The sequence below is a fragment of the Exiguobacterium sp. S3 genome, from assembly GCF_018617295.1.
GTDB lineage: Bacteria > Bacillota > Bacilli > Exiguobacteriales > Exiguobacteriaceae > Exiguobacterium > Exiguobacterium profundum.
Genome location: NZ_JACSJW010000002.1, coordinates 681679 through 697415 on the forward strand (window position 1 = coordinate 681679; position 15737 = coordinate 697415).

Below are 15737 nucleotides of genomic sequence, written 5' to 3' on the forward strand. Positions count from 1 at the left end.
GGAAAAAATGATCAAAGCACCATCGCCGCAATCACACCGAAGATGATGAGTGGAATATTGTAGTGTAAGAACGTTGGCCAAACCGTTTCACGTAGGTGATCGTGTTGACCGTCAGCGTTCAATCCACTCGTAGGTCCGAGTGTCGAGTCACTCGCTGGGCTACCTGCATCCCCAAGCGCTCCTGCAGTCCCGATGATGGCAATCGTTGCCTCGACTGAGAAGCCGTATTGTACACAGAGCGGGACGAAAATTGCTGCAATGATTGGAACAGTCGAGAAACTTGAACCGATTCCGAGCGTGATGACAAGGCCGACGAGCAACATGACGAGAGCGGCAATGAGTTTAGAGTCACCCATCAAATCGCTCGCTCCGTTGACGAGCGGTTCGATCGCACCTGTCTCGCGGATGACGGCAGCGAATCCACTTGCGGCGATCATGACGAACCCGATGAATGCCATCATGCGCATGCCGCTTGTGAAGATATCATCTGCCTCAGACCATGGAATCAGGCGGAAGATTGAAAGCAAGATCAAACCAGTCACCGCAGAGGCGATCATCGACTCGGTCTGCAACTGAACAATCAACACGATGAGAACGACTGCGAGTGTCATGATCATCTTCAAACCACTCATTTGACGTACTTCATAATCAGTTGGTCCGAGTGCAATCGTGTCATACGTTCTCGGTTTCCGGTAGTGAATGAACGCCGCTATCAATCCGACGACCATCCCTAATGCCGGGATGCCCATGATCGAGATGATGTTGACGTCTCCGACAGTCAAGCCGTTCGCTTCAACGTTCGCGATGAGAATCTCATTCAAGTAAATCCCACCAAACCCGACAGGTAACAACATATATGGTGTCACAAGACCGAACGTCAAAATGGTCGCTACGAGACGACGGTCTACATTCAACTCATTGAACAGTACGAGTAACGGCGGAATCACAATCGGGATAAAGGCGATGTGTATCGGAAGCACGTTTTGAGAGCTGATGGATAACAATAAGATGAGTGACAACAGGAATGCTTTGACAACCATCACACGCTTGCCTGACACGTCACGACCTGACATCGCAATCAATTTTTCAGCTAAGACATCCGGAAGCCCCGTCTTCGATAACCCGACAGCGAATGCGCCGAGGAGCGCGTAGCTGAGTGCGATGCTCGCTCCACCACCAAGACCGTCACTGAAGGCGGTCAACGTATCGTTGAACCCAAGTCCTCCAACAAGCCCCCCGACAAGCGCCGCTAAGATTAATGATAATACAATGTGCACTCGGCTGATGGCGAGCGCAAATAAGACGATGACTGCAAGTAATACTGCGTTCATATCGATCCAACACCTTTCGCGTTTTCTTTCTCTTGGTATCGCTTTAATATGATAAAGACTTTTTGAAATTTAACATATGATGTGACCCTTGTCAAATCGAATATGAAAAAAAGCGATAACTCGTGAAAGTTATCGCTTACGTGTTACATCTCGACGTTATGATACACTTGGCGCACATCTTCCAAGTCTTCGAGCACATCGATTAGTTTTTCAAACTGTTCTTGCGAAGCGTCATCGAGTGACACTTCGTTCTGCGGGAGCATCGTCAATTCCGCAACGGCAAACTCTTCTACACCGGCAGCCTTGAATGCAGTTTGAACGGCGTGGAACGCTTCTGGCTCGGCATAGACGATGACCGTCTCGTCTTCCTCGATAACATCACGCACATCAAGGTCATGTTCCATCATGAGTTCGAGGACGTCATCTGCCGACATTTCATTGACACCGATGACGGCAGTTGCATCGAACATATATGCGACCGAGCCACTGACTCCCATGTTGCCTCCGTTTTTACCGAACGCGGCACGGACTTCTGAAGCCGTACGGTTGACGTTATTCGTCAATGTATCGACGATGACCATCGAACCATTCGGACCAAACCCTTCATATCGAAGCTCATCGAAATTTTCCTCATCGCCACCTTTGGCTTTGTCGATGGCACGATCGATGATCGCCCGGGGCACGTTATACGTCTTCGCACGCTCCACAACGAATTTTAATGACTGGTTCAACTCAGGATCAGGTTCCCCTTGACGGGCGGCCACATAAATCTCGCGACCGAACTTCGCATAGACGCGACTCGTGTTCGCATCTTTTGACGCCTTCTTCTCTTTAATGTTGTTCCATTTACGACCCATTACATGTCATCTCTCTTTCCATTTGTACGTAGATTCATTACAGATTATATAAGAAGTTGTGGGAATTGACGAGAAAAGTTTTACTCGTCACCTTTGTCCATCTTCTCGACAATCTCTGTAAGTGTCTTCAAACTCTCAAAGAGTCGGTCAGTTTCGTCCTCATTCAAAAAGGCGAGACGTTCCTCGAATAGTCTACGGAATGAGTCTCTGCGCTCAAGTAAGATCCGTTCACCTTTCTCGGTCAGTTGATTCCAAATCACGCGGCGATCCCGCTCGTCTGGCACCCGCGTGATATACCCCTCGTTCAATAATTTCGTGATGAGCGGGGTAACGTTCGGTGGCGCGATGGAGAGTGTCTCGCTGATTCGTCCATTCGTGACAGCCCCCTCGTCCTCAATCAACATCAATAGATGGAAATGAGAGAAGTTCAGGTTTGGAATTTGAGGAAAATCAGATCGACGTAACAATTTACGACGAATTAAAGGAATCAGTTTGACAAACTGGTCCGCTGCATCTTGTTTCGGCATAATAGATTCACTTCCTAGTTAGGTTCTATTTTCATTATACACGAGTTAGGTGCAGTTGAACCTAAAAACGGGTTGATGTGATGATTGATACATCATAGTAGAGATTGAATCGACACAAAAAATGTAAGCGTTTACATTAAAGGTTTGATATATTTTCATGAAAACGCATTCGATTTTACTGAGGACGCATACAAAAATCAAGAGCTGTCAACAATAGATAAAAAAATATTGTGAAAGAGTTCACATTGTTGTCACCCACAAAACCTGAAAAACATTGTATTCTATGAATGTGAAGGAAAGCACAATCTCTAAAAAACAGTCATCATATTGTGCTTCCATCAAGTCAATATGTTCATTAAAAGCTCTCACTTATGAGGAGGAACCTAACATGGCAGTCAAAGAGAAAGCAAAAGTGGAAACAACGGCAGAACAAATGGTGGACACGCTCGTAGCCAGTGCGCATAAAGCACTCGATACGTTGATGACGTTCGACCAGGAGAAAATCGACCATATCGTACAGGCGATGGCGCTTGCAGGACTTGAGCAACACGTCGCACTCGCGAAATTAGCACATACAGAAACAGGTCGCGGTGTCTTTGAAGACAAGATGATCAAAAACATCTTTGCGACAGAATATATCTATAACTCACTCCGTGGTGAGAAAACGGTCGGCGTCCTTGAAGATGACGTTCAAAACGGAATCACATACATCGCGGAGCCAGTTGGTGTCGTCGCTGGTGTCACACCGGTCACAAATCCGACATCGACAACGATGTTCAAAGCAATCATCGCCATCAAGACACGTAACCCGATCATCTTCGCGTTCCATCCATCAGCGCAACAATGTTCAAGTGAAGCGGCCCGTGTCCTTCGTGACGCAGCAGTGGCGGCAGGTGCTCCTGAAAACTTAATTCAATGGGTTGAAGTTCCATCACTCGATGCGACGAAAGCACTCATGAACCACCCTGGCGTGGCGATGGTCCTTGCGACGGGTGGGGCGGCAATGGTCAAATCCGCTTACTCGACTGGTAAACCGGCTCTCGGTGTCGGACCTGGTAACGTACCAGCCTATATCGATAAGACTGCAAAAGTGAAACGCGCCATCTCAGACGTCATCCTTTCAAAAACGTTTGACAACGGTATGATCTGTGCGTCTGAACAAGCGATCATCGTCGACCAAGAAGTATATGAAGAAGTGAAAGCAGAGATGACGGCACTCGGTTGCTACTTCTGCTCACCAGAAGAAAAAGCAAAACTTGAAACGCTCGTCATTCGGACGGATACATGTGCGGTCAACCCTGAAATCGTCGGGAAGCCGGCAGCATGGATCGCTGAACAGGCAGGTCTCAAAGTACCGGCTGATACGAAAATCTTGATTGCAGAACTCGAAACAGTTGGCGCAACAGAACTTCTCTCTCACGAAAAATTAAGCCCGGTTCTCGGTGCGTATAAAGTTCAATCACGTGAAGAAGGATTCGCAATCGCTGAAAAAATGCTTGAGATTGGTGGTCTCGGTCACACAGCGGTCATCCACTCAACAGATGACGATGCCATCCTTGAATTCGGTCTCCGTATGAAAGCTTGCCGTATCATCGTCAACTCGCCTTCAGCACACGGTGGAATCGGTGACCTTTACAACGAAATGACACCATCCCTCACGCTCGGTTGTGGGTCTTACGGTAAAAACTCCGTCTCAGAAAACGTGACGGCGAAACATCTACTCAACGTGAAAAAGGTGGCGAGACGTCGCGTGAATATGCAATGGTTCAAAGTACCTGAAAAAATCTATTTCGAGAAAAACTCAGTACAATACCTTCAATCGCTCACAACGAAGAAACGGGCGATGATCGTCACAGATGAAATGATGGTCAAACTCGGATTCGCTGACAAAGTCATCAAAAACTTGCCTGCTGGCGTCGAGTACCGCATCTTTGACCAGGTCGAACCTGATCCATCTGTTGAAACAGTCATGAGCGGTGCCGAAGCGATGCGTCACTTCCAACCAGACATGATCATCGCACTTGGTGGTGGTTCACCGATGGATGCTGCGAAAGGCATGTGGCTCTTCTACGAACGTCCAGAAGAGAAATTCTCTAACCTACGCCAGAAATTCATGGATATCCGTAAACGGACGTACAAGTTCCCGACATTAGGTAACAAGTCAATGTTTATCGCCATCCCGACAACGTCTGGTACAGGTTCTGAAGTGACACCGTTCACTGTCATCACTGACAAAAAACGTAACGTGAAGTATCCGATTGCTGACTATGCAATCACACCAGACGTCGCCATCGTCGACCCAGAGTTCGTCATGACCGTCCCAGCTTCAATCACGGCTGATACAGGAATGGACGTCATGACACACGCAATCGAAGCATATGTTTCTGTCATGGCGAATGATTACACAGACGGACTTTGCCTCCGCGCCATTAAGATGATTTTCGATTATCTACCAAAAGCGTATGAAAACGGTAGCGACGCGGAAGCTCGTCAGAAAGTACACAATGCTTCAACGATGGCGGGTATGGCATTTGCGAACGCGTTCCTCGGTATCAACCACTCGATCGCTCACAAAATCGGTGGAGAGTTCCACGTACCACACGGTCGTACGAACGCAATCCTCATGCCACACGTCATCCGTTACAACGCGACACGCCCATCGAAACTTGCGGCGTTCCCGAAATATGAGTCATTCATCGCTGACGAACGTTACGCAGAAATCGCACGTTACCTCGGTCTTCCAGCAAGCACGACAGCTGAAGGTGTCGAGTCACTCGTCCAGGCGATCATCGAGCTCGGTCAACGCTTGAACATCAAACTTTCGTTCAAGGCGCAAGGCATCAAGAAAGCAGAACTCGATGCGAAGATTGACAAGATGGCGGTCGACGCATTCGAAGACCAATGTACAACGGCGAATCCGAAAATGCCGCTTGTTGAAGAATTGAAAGAGATCATGTACGCAGCATACGAAGGCGTATAAGGATCAACATTTACAAGTGGGCCCGTTCAACTCGAACGGGCTTTTCTTGTGATCGGAATATGATATTCGGATTCTAAAATTATATTTAAATTGATAAAAAATTGAATAGTCAGACGATAAATAGCTGTATATAATAAAAAATGGTATGTATAGTAATTTATTGATGAATGGGGATCGTGTAATGTTCATATTGATTAGTTTGTTGCGTTCAATCGCGACAGTTTTTCTTTTCTTCAATCCAATCCATCCGACGCCGCTCGAGACCGCTGAATATATTTCATCAGTCGATCGAAATGCGGATAGTTGGGAGAGTGCCGACTTTTTTGAATCATTCGGAACCGAATTACCCATCGACATGGACCGAAACCTCCTTTACACAGAACGGATAACCGGCTGGACTGAGATTGAAATGGGGGATAAAACGTATGAGGGGTTTTCATCGATGACGTTTGATCAACCGTTCAAAGGTACGATTTTACATATGACGTGGGGACAAGATATTCCGGACGTGAAAGAGAAAGTGATTGTCTTACCGACGACAAAATTTTCATATGACAACATCGAAGATGCGTATACCGTCGATTACGCAGGTGAGGTTTTGAATGACCAGGAAGCGAACGCGTACTTGTCAGAGCTCGCATCTAAGGGAGCTGCAGGATACCTGATCACCCCTTTTGAAGACGACCCATATGAGACGGGTTTCGTTTTCACGTCATCTTATATGCCGTTAAATGGTACAGGGGTAGACTTGGATACGGCTGAACAACTGAAGGACGGGGAAACGATTCAAGTCAAGCCCTATAATGAAGAAATTCCGTATGTCGAATTTGTCCAAAAAGGCAAGACGGATCAAGAGATTGTTCTCATGTCACGACTCGATTCTTCCTGGCACGGGGCCCATTATTTGTCTGCCGTCGGTCCGTCTACGGTCTTATATCATCTGATGCAGGTGATGAACGAGGAAATGCCAGACTATACGATTCGATATGTCTTTTTGAATGGAAACGGCGACTCTAGAGAAGCGAGTGACGATTTCCTTGAACGGCTAGGGGAACAAAAAGAAAAAGTGGAAACGATCGTCATGCTCGATATTCTTGGGACTGGTGATGGTCCACTATACGTTCGGACGAAAGGGATGAAATCTTATCCAGTTCTAGAACGGGCGCCATTCGCTGAACTAGAAGTGCGTTCGTTGGCAAGTTCACCGGGTGACGCTTACGATGAAGCAGGAATCCCTTATTTGATGTTGAGTGACTCATTAGAAGGAAGCTGGCATGTGTTCACGGAGAAAGATACGTTCGAACGGCTGTCGGAAGATGGATTAACGGGTGCGGTCGATTGGCTGCACGATTGGCTAACTGACTGACCTAATCATTGTCGCTGTCTGAGAAGACGGCGACATATTTTTTTAGATGTCGGTTTCGGGTATGATAGTAATGGAGGCGATACGATGAAACAAGAGATGACGATTACGACAGCATATGGAACGATTGCAGGAACTTTTCTTTCCCATGAGGAGCCTCGGGCGACGATTGTCATGTTGAGCGGAAGTGGGCCGAGTGACCGCGACGGCAATATGGGTGGTGTCGGTTTTAACACGTATGCCAAGTTGGCAGAAGCGTTGTATGACCATGGATATAACGTGTTCCGATATGACAAACAAGGGATTGGCAAGTCCGATGGGGACTTCAATAAAGTCGGTTTACATGATTTGATTAACGATGCGATTCTTGTCGTGCGCACCATTCGACAACTGGCCGATGTGAATCGCTTATATCTACTTGGTCATAGTGAAGGGGCCGTTCTTGCTCCTGCCGTTCAACTTGAGACGAAGGCTGATGGACTGATCTTACTTTCCGGTTTCCATGAATCGTCCAAGCGGATGTTCTTATACCAAGCAGATGCACTCGCTAAAGACATCGAACATGTGAAAGGGATAAAAGGTCTCTTCTACCGGTTGACGGGCGTTGCCAAAAAAGTTAGGCAGCGACAGGACGATTTGTTAGAGCGTTCTTTACGGACGAACGTCTCGTCTTTCAAATATCGAGGTCAAGTCGTAAATGCGAAATGGATTCGTGAACATGCATCCTATGACGTCCGGGAACGATTGGAGCATGTGACCGTCCCGGTTCTTGCGATTACCGGGGGGCGTGATGTGCAAGTCCCACCAGAGCACGTCCATATGATTCAAACAAAAGGTGAGGTCACCTCGTCAATCATCGAAGATATGAATCATCTGCTCGTGACACGGGAGTCACCCCATTCGCTTCTCATGCTGCACAAAGAGTATCGTGAAGCAATCGATGCGCCGATTCATCCAAAACTCGTTCAAGAATTGGATGAATGGTTAAAAAAACAGTCATAAACTCGAAAAACGGTCATTTATTGACCGTTTTTTATGTTATAATTGTGACAAATTGAATGAAAATGAATGTTTTTGAATGATTTTAGTTGTTTTTATAATGAAAACGCTTTATATTAGACGTATGGAGGGAACAAGATGTTAACGAAACAACGACATCAGTTGATTTTGCAACGCTTATCTGAACAGAAGGTCGTCAAATTAAAAGAATTGGTTGATTTGACGGATTCATCCGAGTCGACGATTCGTCGAGATTTGACGGACCTCGAAGCGGAAGGGTATCTGGCAAGGGTTCACGGAGGCGCAACACTCATTGCGACTCCAGATGAGGAACCGACATTCGAAGAAAAGCGAGACCGGTTCGTAGATGAAAAAGTTGCGATTGCACGGAAGGCCGCAACGTTCATCGAAGACGGGATGTCGATTTATTTAGATGCCGGTACAACCACTCAGGCGATGGTTCCGTTTTTACAAGGCAAAAAGATTGTCGTCGTCACAAACAGTTTACCGATTGCGAATGAATTATTTGATCTTGATATTAAGACGTTTGTGATTGGCGGAGAATTAAAGCGTTCCACTCAGGCATTGGTTGGGTATAACGCACGGGAGAGCATGATGAATTATCGCGTCGACCTCGCCTTTCTCGGAATGAATGGAATCGACCTTGAAGCGGGTTACACGACCCCGGACCCAGAAGAAGCGCTTGTCAAAAAAACGGCAATCGAATTGGCACAAACCTCGTTCGTACTCGCGGACGCATCGAAGATCGGGAAACGAACGTTCAGCCGAGTCGCGACGTTAGATGCCGCACAGTTGATCACATCAAGCAGTGAGTCAATGAGTTCCATCCAAACAATCACAAAGGTGGTGAATGCGAAATGATTTACACGTTAACACTCAACCCTTCTATTGATTACTACGTAACATTACCTGAAGTACATCTAGGAGAAGTGAACCGAATCGAAGAGACGACGGAGCGCGCAGGCGGTAAAGGAATCAACGTCTCCATCGTTCTTCGGGAATATGCACAAGAGACGAAAGCGCTTGGTTTCATCGGTGGGACGACCGGTGACTTCATTAAAAAGTCACTCGTCGATCACGGTGTACACACCGATTTCGTAGAGGTGAATGGGAACACCCGGATCAACGTCAAGATTCGGGCGAAAGAGGAAACAGAACTGAATGCGAGCGGACCGAATATCACAGAGCGCGAGCTCGAACTGTTGACGGCCAAGTTCGATCAAGTTCAAGAAGGCGATATCGTCGTCCTCGCGGGTAGTATCCCGAGCAACCTACCAGACTCGCTATATCGGACCATTGCTGAATCGATTCGCGAAAAAGGTGCCGACTTTGTCGTCGATACAACGAAAGATGCCATGCTCGAGGTGCTCACGCTTGAACCACTCATGATCAAACCGAATCACCATGAATTAGGTGAATTGTTTGATACCGAGATTGAAACGTTTGAAGAAGCTCTACCTTATGCCGAACAGCTCGTCAAACGCGGGGCGAAAAACGTCATCATCTCCTTTGCGGGAGACGGGGCACTACTCGTTAACAAGGACGGAGCCGTCACAGCGAACACACCGGTCGGGAAACTTGTGAACTCGGTTGGTGCAGGAGATTCACTCGTCGCCGGATTTGTCGCGAATGTGAAAGGAAAAGGTGAACAAGAAGCATTTCGATACGCGGTCACGACAGGAAGCGCATCTGCTTATACGTTCGGCCTATGTTCAAAACAAGAGATCGATCGCTTGATCGATCAAGTACAACTTACGCCACTTAAACGAATGGAGGAAACAACATGAAAATCACGGACTTGCTCCAACGCGACACGATTCAATTGAATCTACGCGCGAGTTCTAAGCGTGAGGTCATCGAAGAACTTGTCGATGTCCTCGATCGCGCTGGTAAACTATCCGATCGCAACGGTTATCGCGATGCGATTCTAAAACGTGAAAGCGAGAGCACGACCGGCCTCGGAGAAGGGATTGCCATTCCTCACGCGAAAACGAGTGCGGTCAAAACGCCAGCAATCGCATTCGGTCGCTCGGAAGGCGTCGACTACGAAGCGTTAGACGGACAACCGAGCCGCCTCTTCTTCATGATTGCGGCAGGAGAAAACGCGAATAATGAACACCTTGAAACACTCTCTAAACTTTCAGTTTACTTGATGGACCCTGCATTCCAAGAGCGTCTCTATGCAGCCACTTCTGAAAGCGATGTCATCCGTGCCATCGAAGAAAAAGAAGCGGCAGAAGCGAAGCCGGAAGTCGTCAAACAGACGAATGAAGATGCACCGTTCATTTTAGCGGTCACGGCATGCCCGACAGGAATCGCTCATACGTATATGGCAGCAGATAGCTTGAAGCAAAAAGCGGAAGCGATGGGCGTCGATATTAAAGTCGAAACGAACGGATCGACTGGTGTAAAAAATGAATTGACGCGCGCGGATATCGACCGGGCGACAGCGATCATCGTCGCAGCGGACAAGGCTGTTGAAATGGATCGTTTCGCTGGTAAACGAGTCATCGAAGTTCCGGTCGCACAAGGGATTCGGAAACCTGAAGAACTTATCAATCGTGCGGTGAAACAAGATGCGCCGGTATATGAGGCTTCGAAAACATCAGGTGGCGCTTCGAAAGAACAACGTACAGGCGTGTACAAGCACTTGATGAGCGGTGTATCTGCGATGCTTCCACTCGTTGTCGCAGGTGGACTCTTGATTGCCATCAGCTTCTTCTGGGGCATCAACTCTGCTAACCCGGATGACCCGTCTTACAATGAATTTGCTGCACAATTGATGACAATCGGTGGAGCTGCATTCGGCTTCCTCGTTCCGATTCTCGCCGGTTTTATCGCGATGTCGATTGCCGATCGCCCAGGTCTCGCACCAGGTCTCGTGGCAGGGGTACTTGCAAGTCAAGGGAACGCCGGATTCCTCGGTGGTCTCATCGCTGGTTTCTTGGCAGGTTATGTCGTCCTCTTCTTGAAAAAGGCACTTGCGAAGTTGCCAGCTTCACTTGAAGGAATCAAACCGGTCCTCTTATATCCTTTACTTGGATCATTTATCTCAGGTATGGTCATGTTGCTCGTCGTCAATGAACCGATTGCTGCACTTATGACATGGTTGATGGATACGTTGAACAGTATGAGCGGCGCAAACGCTATCCTTTTAGGAGTCATCGTCGGTGGGATGATGGCAGTCGATATGGGTGGTCCGATCAACAAGACAGCATACGTCTTCGGAACGGCAGCACTCACAGCGGGTAACCAAGAAGTCATGGCAGCCGTCATGGCTGGAGGGATGGTACCACCACTCCTCGTCGCACTCGCATCAACTGTCTTCGCTCGTCAAAAGTTCTCGAAACAAGAGCGCGAAGCAGGAAAAACAGCATATATCATGGGAGCTTCGTTCATCACGGAAGCGGCAATCCCATTCGCAGCTGCGGACCCGATTCGCGTTCTTCCATCAGCGATTCTCGGTTCTGCCATCGCAGGAGGATTATCCGCATTCTTCACGATTCAATTACCAGCGCCACACGGAGGAATCTTCGTCTTCCCACTTCTTGAAGGAGCTGGAAACGTCGCGGTGAGTATGGGCCTCTATGCACTCGCCATCTTGGCAGGTGCGGTGGTCGGAGCATTGCTCCTCTCGTTCTTGAAAAAACCGTTAACAACTTCTACACCAGTCCAATCTAAAGAAGTTGCATAACGTGATAAAAGACGTCGCCTTTATCTAAAGGTGACGTCTTTTTTGTTGTGGATGTCCGTTCAATTTTCACATAATCTCGGATTGCAAGTTGGGGATTTGTGGTAAACTATTTGTAAAGCTTCGGGTGAGGAGGGGGTCACATTGGACATTCGGGTCGCCAAACCAGATGATGTGTATGGGATTGCGAGAGTGCGTGTGAACGGGTGGCGTACGACCTATCGGGGGATCGTACCGACCGAGTATTTGCTAAAAGTATCATCCGGCTCCATCGAATGGGCGGAACGCTTACGGACCGCCCTTCGTCGGCAAGAAGTAGCCGGCTTTGTGGCGATTGTCGAGGACGAAATCGTGGGCTTCGTTCTTTACGGAGAAGAGCGGACAGGAGAGTATCCAGACCACACGAATGAAGTGTATGCCATTTATATTTTAGAGAATCATCAAGGGAACGGAATCGGGTCCGCTCTCCTTGAACATGCCGTGCAATCGATGTGTGAGGCAGGACTCTTGATCTGGGCACTTGAGATGAATCCGTTTCGTACTTTTTATGAGCGAAAACAAGGGCAGGTCATCGACCAGAAAGATCGAGAGTTTGGTGAATTGATGCTTCGAGAAGTGGCGTATGGATGGGAAACGACCCGTCATGACTCCATCATGGGAGCCTGAGCTTTAAGACTGTAGAATGTTCTACGGTCTTTTTTTGTTGAGTGAAATGGATGCTAAATCAAAAGGGATCCTCTACTATTCGATGGCCAATCTACATGGTTATGAACGTCCAGATCAGTATGAAGCGTATCTGTTAAAGGCAATTGCAGAGTACCCAGAATTCCCTCGTTACCACCTTGATCTTGGACGGTACTATATCTCAAACGAGAATACCGAAAAGGGAAAGCTGTATATAAGAGAAGGGTTACTTAGAGTAAAAGAGTGTTTCACCGAAAGACAACCTTCAGACTTTGAAATGTCTTTGTATACGTTTATCGATGAAGAGATCGGTGGACTTTATATGTTTGAGGAGACTTACAAAGAATACGAAAAAATGTCCCATTGAATCAAAATGGAATACTGTTGTTCAATCAAACAATCTCTTCTATACTGAATTGAACAAAAAATTCCAAATGAAGGGTTGGGAGACATTGAAGCACCGAAAAATTTGTATCAAGTTAAGTGGAGCCGCTCTAGCCGGTGATGGAACGGATAATTTTGACGAAATGAGTCTCAGCCTGATAGCTGAAGAAATATTGTCACTCGCAAAAAGCGGGGTTGAAGTATGTATCATGATCGGCGGGGGAAATCTTTTTCGCGGGAATCAAGCAGAAGTGTGGGGGATCAATCGCGTGGAGGCTGACAGTATCGGGACGCTCGGGACGGTCATGAATTCATTGATGCTACGTGGAATCTTGAAACGAGATACGACTCGAGAAGTGCGCGTCATGACATCGATTCCAATGCCGAGCGTAGCCGAACCGTACATTCAACTTCGAGCCATCAATCATTTGAAAAAAGGATATATCGTCATTTTTGCAGGCGGTAACGGTCAACCGTTCGTCTCTTCAGACTATCCTGCTGTTCAGCGTGCCATCGAAGTGGGATGTGATGCCTTGTTCGTGGCAAAGAACGGTGTCTCCGGCGTATATGACCGCGATCCTCGTTTGGATTCGGACGCTCGTCAATTTGAAACCCTTCACTATAACGATGTCATTTCGAATGATTTGAAAGTGATGGATCAATCGGCATTGCTTCTCGCGAGAGATCACGGTTTGCCGATTCACTTGTTCGACTTCAAGGAGCGGAACGCCATTCATCGTATTCTCGAAGGAGAGAGCATTGGAACGATGATTCATCACCATGAAACGCAGCTCTTGCAGAATTGAGGAGACAGCATGTATGAAGTAACAGATGGTCACGTCATTGGGAAAAACGGAATACCCGTCCCGTATTCGTACCTGCAGCCTGATTCGTCATCCGACACACTCGTGATTTTGTTGCCCGGATACGGATATACAAATGATTCTCCAATGTTTCGCTATACGACTGGATTGTGCATAGAGAATGGGTTGAACGTTCTCGAAGTCAACTATAACTATCGCGACGAGCGGTACGATTCAGTCGATGTAAATAAGGCAATTGTTGATGATGTTCGACTCGTCATCGATCAAATCCTACATACTGATTCCGTTCAACAATACATCATCGTCGGAAAATCGCTCGGTACGGTCGCGATGGCAAGTGAACTCACCCGAAACGTGTTTCATGATGCCAAACTCGTTTGGTTGACACCTTTGTTGAAACAAGACGACATATATGAAGCGATCCAGTCTCATAAAGGACAACAGATGATTCTCATAGGAACGGCGGACCAACATTATGTAGATGAGAGAATGAAGCGTCTTGAACATCTGGCCTTGACCGAACTCGAGATTGTCAAGGAGATGAATCATAGCCTCGAGTACACAGGAGAGACATACCGGTCACTACGGTTACTTGAAACACTTGTCAAGCGAGTGGAGCAATTTATCATGTCCTCATAGGTCGTGAACCGGAGGAGAGTTGCGCGATCAAATGAAAGGGAGGAGTCGACTTGAAATTTACCACTGAGCGTTTAGAAATCAGACCATTTATGGAGAAAGACTTGCATGCTACATTCGAAATGTATACAAAACCAGAAGTATGCAGATATCTTTTGCATGAGCCATGGACGTCTGAAAACAGGAAGAAAGAATTTGATAAAAAACTAACAAATTCTATTCTTACCGAGACTAGTACGTTGAATTTAGCAGTCGTACATCAAGATGAAGTGATTGGGGATCTCACAGTTTGGTACACGGGTATGAAAGATACGGTAGAGATTGGGTATTGTTTTTCTGATTCACATTCAGGAAAAGGATATGCGACGGAGGCAGTGAGCGGATTGCTAGGGGAGTTGTTCACAAAGCTCAATCTACATAGGGTACAAGCTAATCTCGACGCCAGAAATGTAGCTTCCCAGAAATTATGCGAACGGGTTGGAATGAGAAAAGAAGCTCATTTCTTGAGAGACTATTGGAATAAGAATGAATGGACCGATAGCATGGTGTACGCGATATTGCACGAGGAGTTTATAAGACAATAAACGAAATAAGTGAATAGAAAAGGAGATGATGCGCGTCATCTCCTTTAATTTACAATTTTTCAATAACCGTTTTCGGGTCGACACGTTCTGTATAGTCAGCAGGCACATCACTTAACGAAATCGTTCCATCAGATTGGATGATGAACGTGGCCGGTTTCGGCAACTGCCAATCTTCGTTCCCGTTATGTGCATCGACATTTAGTCCAGATGCTTTATAAATATCAATCAAGTAATCTGGCATGTCAAAGACGAGGTCGAATTGACGTGCGACAATATTATCAACATCACTCAATACATAAAAATCAAGTTCATTCTTTTCTTTCGTCGAAAGGGAATAATCCGGCGTTTCCGGACTGATCGCGACAAGAGTCGCGCCTTTTTCTTGAATCGTTGCCAACTCGCGCTGGTAAGCGCGGAGCTCGAGGTTACAGTATGGGCACCATCCACCTCGGTAAAATGTGACGATGACTGGTCCATTTTCAAGGAGCGTTTTCAAATTGACGGTTGTCCCGTCCGCGTGAGGCAATTCAAACGACGGCGCTTGATCTCCAACTGTTAACCCTGATGCGATGCCTGAATCTTTCAATTCTTGAGTCGCCTGAGCCATCAATCGTTGCTTCTCGGCAGGTGCATTTTGTTTGAACTGATCTTTATAGGATTTGATTTCTTCCAATAATGAATTCATCATTTGACTCCCTTTTCCGATATGGTAACTCAAATTTTAACTAAATACGAATAGTATGATTTGTTCAATCGAACACAACGGTGAAACTCCATTTCAGTTTCCGAAAAATAATTTTCGAATAATTCAATCAATTCTTCAGATTTAATGACTTTTGACCGATATGATGAATAA

Annotated in this window: 15 protein-coding genes; 11 read left to right on the forward strand and 4 right to left on the reverse strand. The window is 46.8% G+C overall.

Annotation, left to right across the window (positions count from 1 at the left end; all coding sequences use genetic code 11):
- Window positions 1–11 precede the first annotated feature (11 nt).
- The 3 genes from KNO65_RS08465 to KNO65_RS08475 all read right to left on the reverse strand — a co-directional run bounded on the left by KNO65_RS08465 (window position 12) and on the right by KNO65_RS08475 (window position 2715).
- Complete coding sequence (locus tag KNO65_RS08465) at window positions 12–1331, reverse strand: Na+/H+ antiporter family protein (protein WP_214783204.1); 1320 nt, start codon at window positions 1329–1331, stop codon at window positions 12–14.
- Window positions 1332–1474: 143 nt separating this feature from the next.
- Window positions 1475–2188 (reverse strand): YebC/PmpR family DNA-binding transcriptional regulator, encoded by a 714-nt coding sequence (locus KNO65_RS08470; RefSeq protein WP_012726206.1) that lies wholly within the window; start codon window positions 2186–2188, stop codon window positions 1475–1477.
- 80 nt (window positions 2189–2268) lie between these two features.
- A complete protein-coding gene (locus tag KNO65_RS08475; protein ID WP_211781262.1) occupies window positions 2269–2715 on the reverse strand; it encodes a MarR family winged helix-turn-helix transcriptional regulator in 447 nt (148 codons plus the stop codon).
- A gap of 388 nt (window positions 2716–3103) precedes the next feature.
- Between KNO65_RS08475 and adhE the strand changes: the two genes are divergently transcribed.
- The 11 genes from adhE (at window position 3104) to KNO65_RS08530 (ending at window position 14881) form a co-directional block, all read left to right on the forward strand.
- Window positions 3104–5695 (forward strand): bifunctional acetaldehyde-CoA/alcohol dehydrogenase, encoded by a 2592-nt coding sequence (gene adhE / locus KNO65_RS08480; RefSeq protein ID WP_159562238.1) that lies wholly within the window; start codon window positions 3104–3106, stop codon window positions 5693–5695.
- 181 nt (window positions 5696–5876) lie between these two features.
- Window positions 5877–7061, forward strand: coding sequence for a zinc-binding metallopeptidase family protein (locus KNO65_RS08485; RefSeq protein WP_214783207.1), 1185 nt, complete (start codon window positions 5877–5879; stop codon window positions 7059–7061).
- Between the two features lie 84 nt (window positions 7062–7145).
- Entirely contained in the window at window positions 7146–8060 is a 915-nt protein-coding gene (locus tag KNO65_RS08490) for an alpha/beta hydrolase (protein ID WP_214783210.1), read from the forward strand.
- A 135-nt stretch (window positions 8061–8195) separates the two neighbouring features.
- A complete protein-coding gene (locus KNO65_RS08495) occupies window positions 8196–8939 on the forward strand; it encodes a DeoR/GlpR family DNA-binding transcription regulator (protein WP_214734776.1) in 744 nt (247 codons plus the stop codon).
- Complete coding sequence (pfkB, locus tag KNO65_RS08500; RefSeq protein ID WP_214783213.1) at window positions 8936–9865, forward strand: 1-phosphofructokinase; 930 nt, start codon at window positions 8936–8938, stop codon at window positions 9863–9865. Before KNO65_RS08495 ends, pfkB begins: the two co-directional genes overlap by 4 nt.
- Window positions 9862–11772, forward strand: a complete 1911-nt coding sequence (locus tag KNO65_RS08505; protein ID WP_214783216.1) for a PTS fructose transporter subunit IIABC — start codon at window positions 9862–9864, stop codon at window positions 11770–11772. The genes pfkB and KNO65_RS08505 overlap by 4 nt, the downstream gene beginning before the upstream one ends.
- 141 nt (window positions 11773–11913) lie before the next feature.
- The gene (locus tag KNO65_RS08510; protein ID WP_012726215.1) at window positions 11914–12435 is read left to right on the forward strand and encodes a GNAT family N-acetyltransferase; all 522 of its coding nucleotides are present in this window, start codon (window positions 11914–11916) and stop codon (window positions 12433–12435) included.
- Between the two features lie 37 nt (window positions 12436–12472).
- Window positions 12473–12820: a hypothetical protein gene (locus tag KNO65_RS08515; RefSeq protein WP_214783219.1), complete on the forward strand. Its 348-nt coding sequence runs from the start codon at window positions 12473–12475 to the stop codon at window positions 12818–12820.
- 67 nt (window positions 12821–12887) lie between these two features.
- The gene (gene pyrH / locus KNO65_RS08520; protein WP_214783222.1) at window positions 12888–13643 is read left to right on the forward strand and encodes a UMP kinase; all 756 of its coding nucleotides are present in this window, start codon (window positions 12888–12890) and stop codon (window positions 13641–13643) included.
- Window positions 13644–13652: 9 nt separating this feature from the next.
- Window positions 13653–14300, forward strand: coding sequence for an alpha/beta family hydrolase (locus KNO65_RS08525; protein WP_214783225.1), 648 nt, complete (start codon window positions 13653–13655; stop codon window positions 14298–14300).
- Window positions 14301–14350: 50 nt separating this feature from the next.
- Window positions 14351–14881 (forward strand): GNAT family N-acetyltransferase, encoded by a 531-nt coding sequence (locus KNO65_RS08530; protein ID WP_214783228.1) that lies wholly within the window; start codon window positions 14351–14353, stop codon window positions 14879–14881.
- Window positions 14882–14930: 49 nt separating this feature from the next.
- Here KNO65_RS08530 and KNO65_RS08535 read toward each other — a convergent pair whose 3' ends face one another.
- A complete protein-coding gene (locus tag KNO65_RS08535; protein ID WP_214783231.1) occupies window positions 14931–15566 on the reverse strand; it encodes a peroxiredoxin-like family protein in 636 nt (211 codons plus the stop codon).
- Window positions 15567–15737 lie beyond the last annotated feature (171 nt).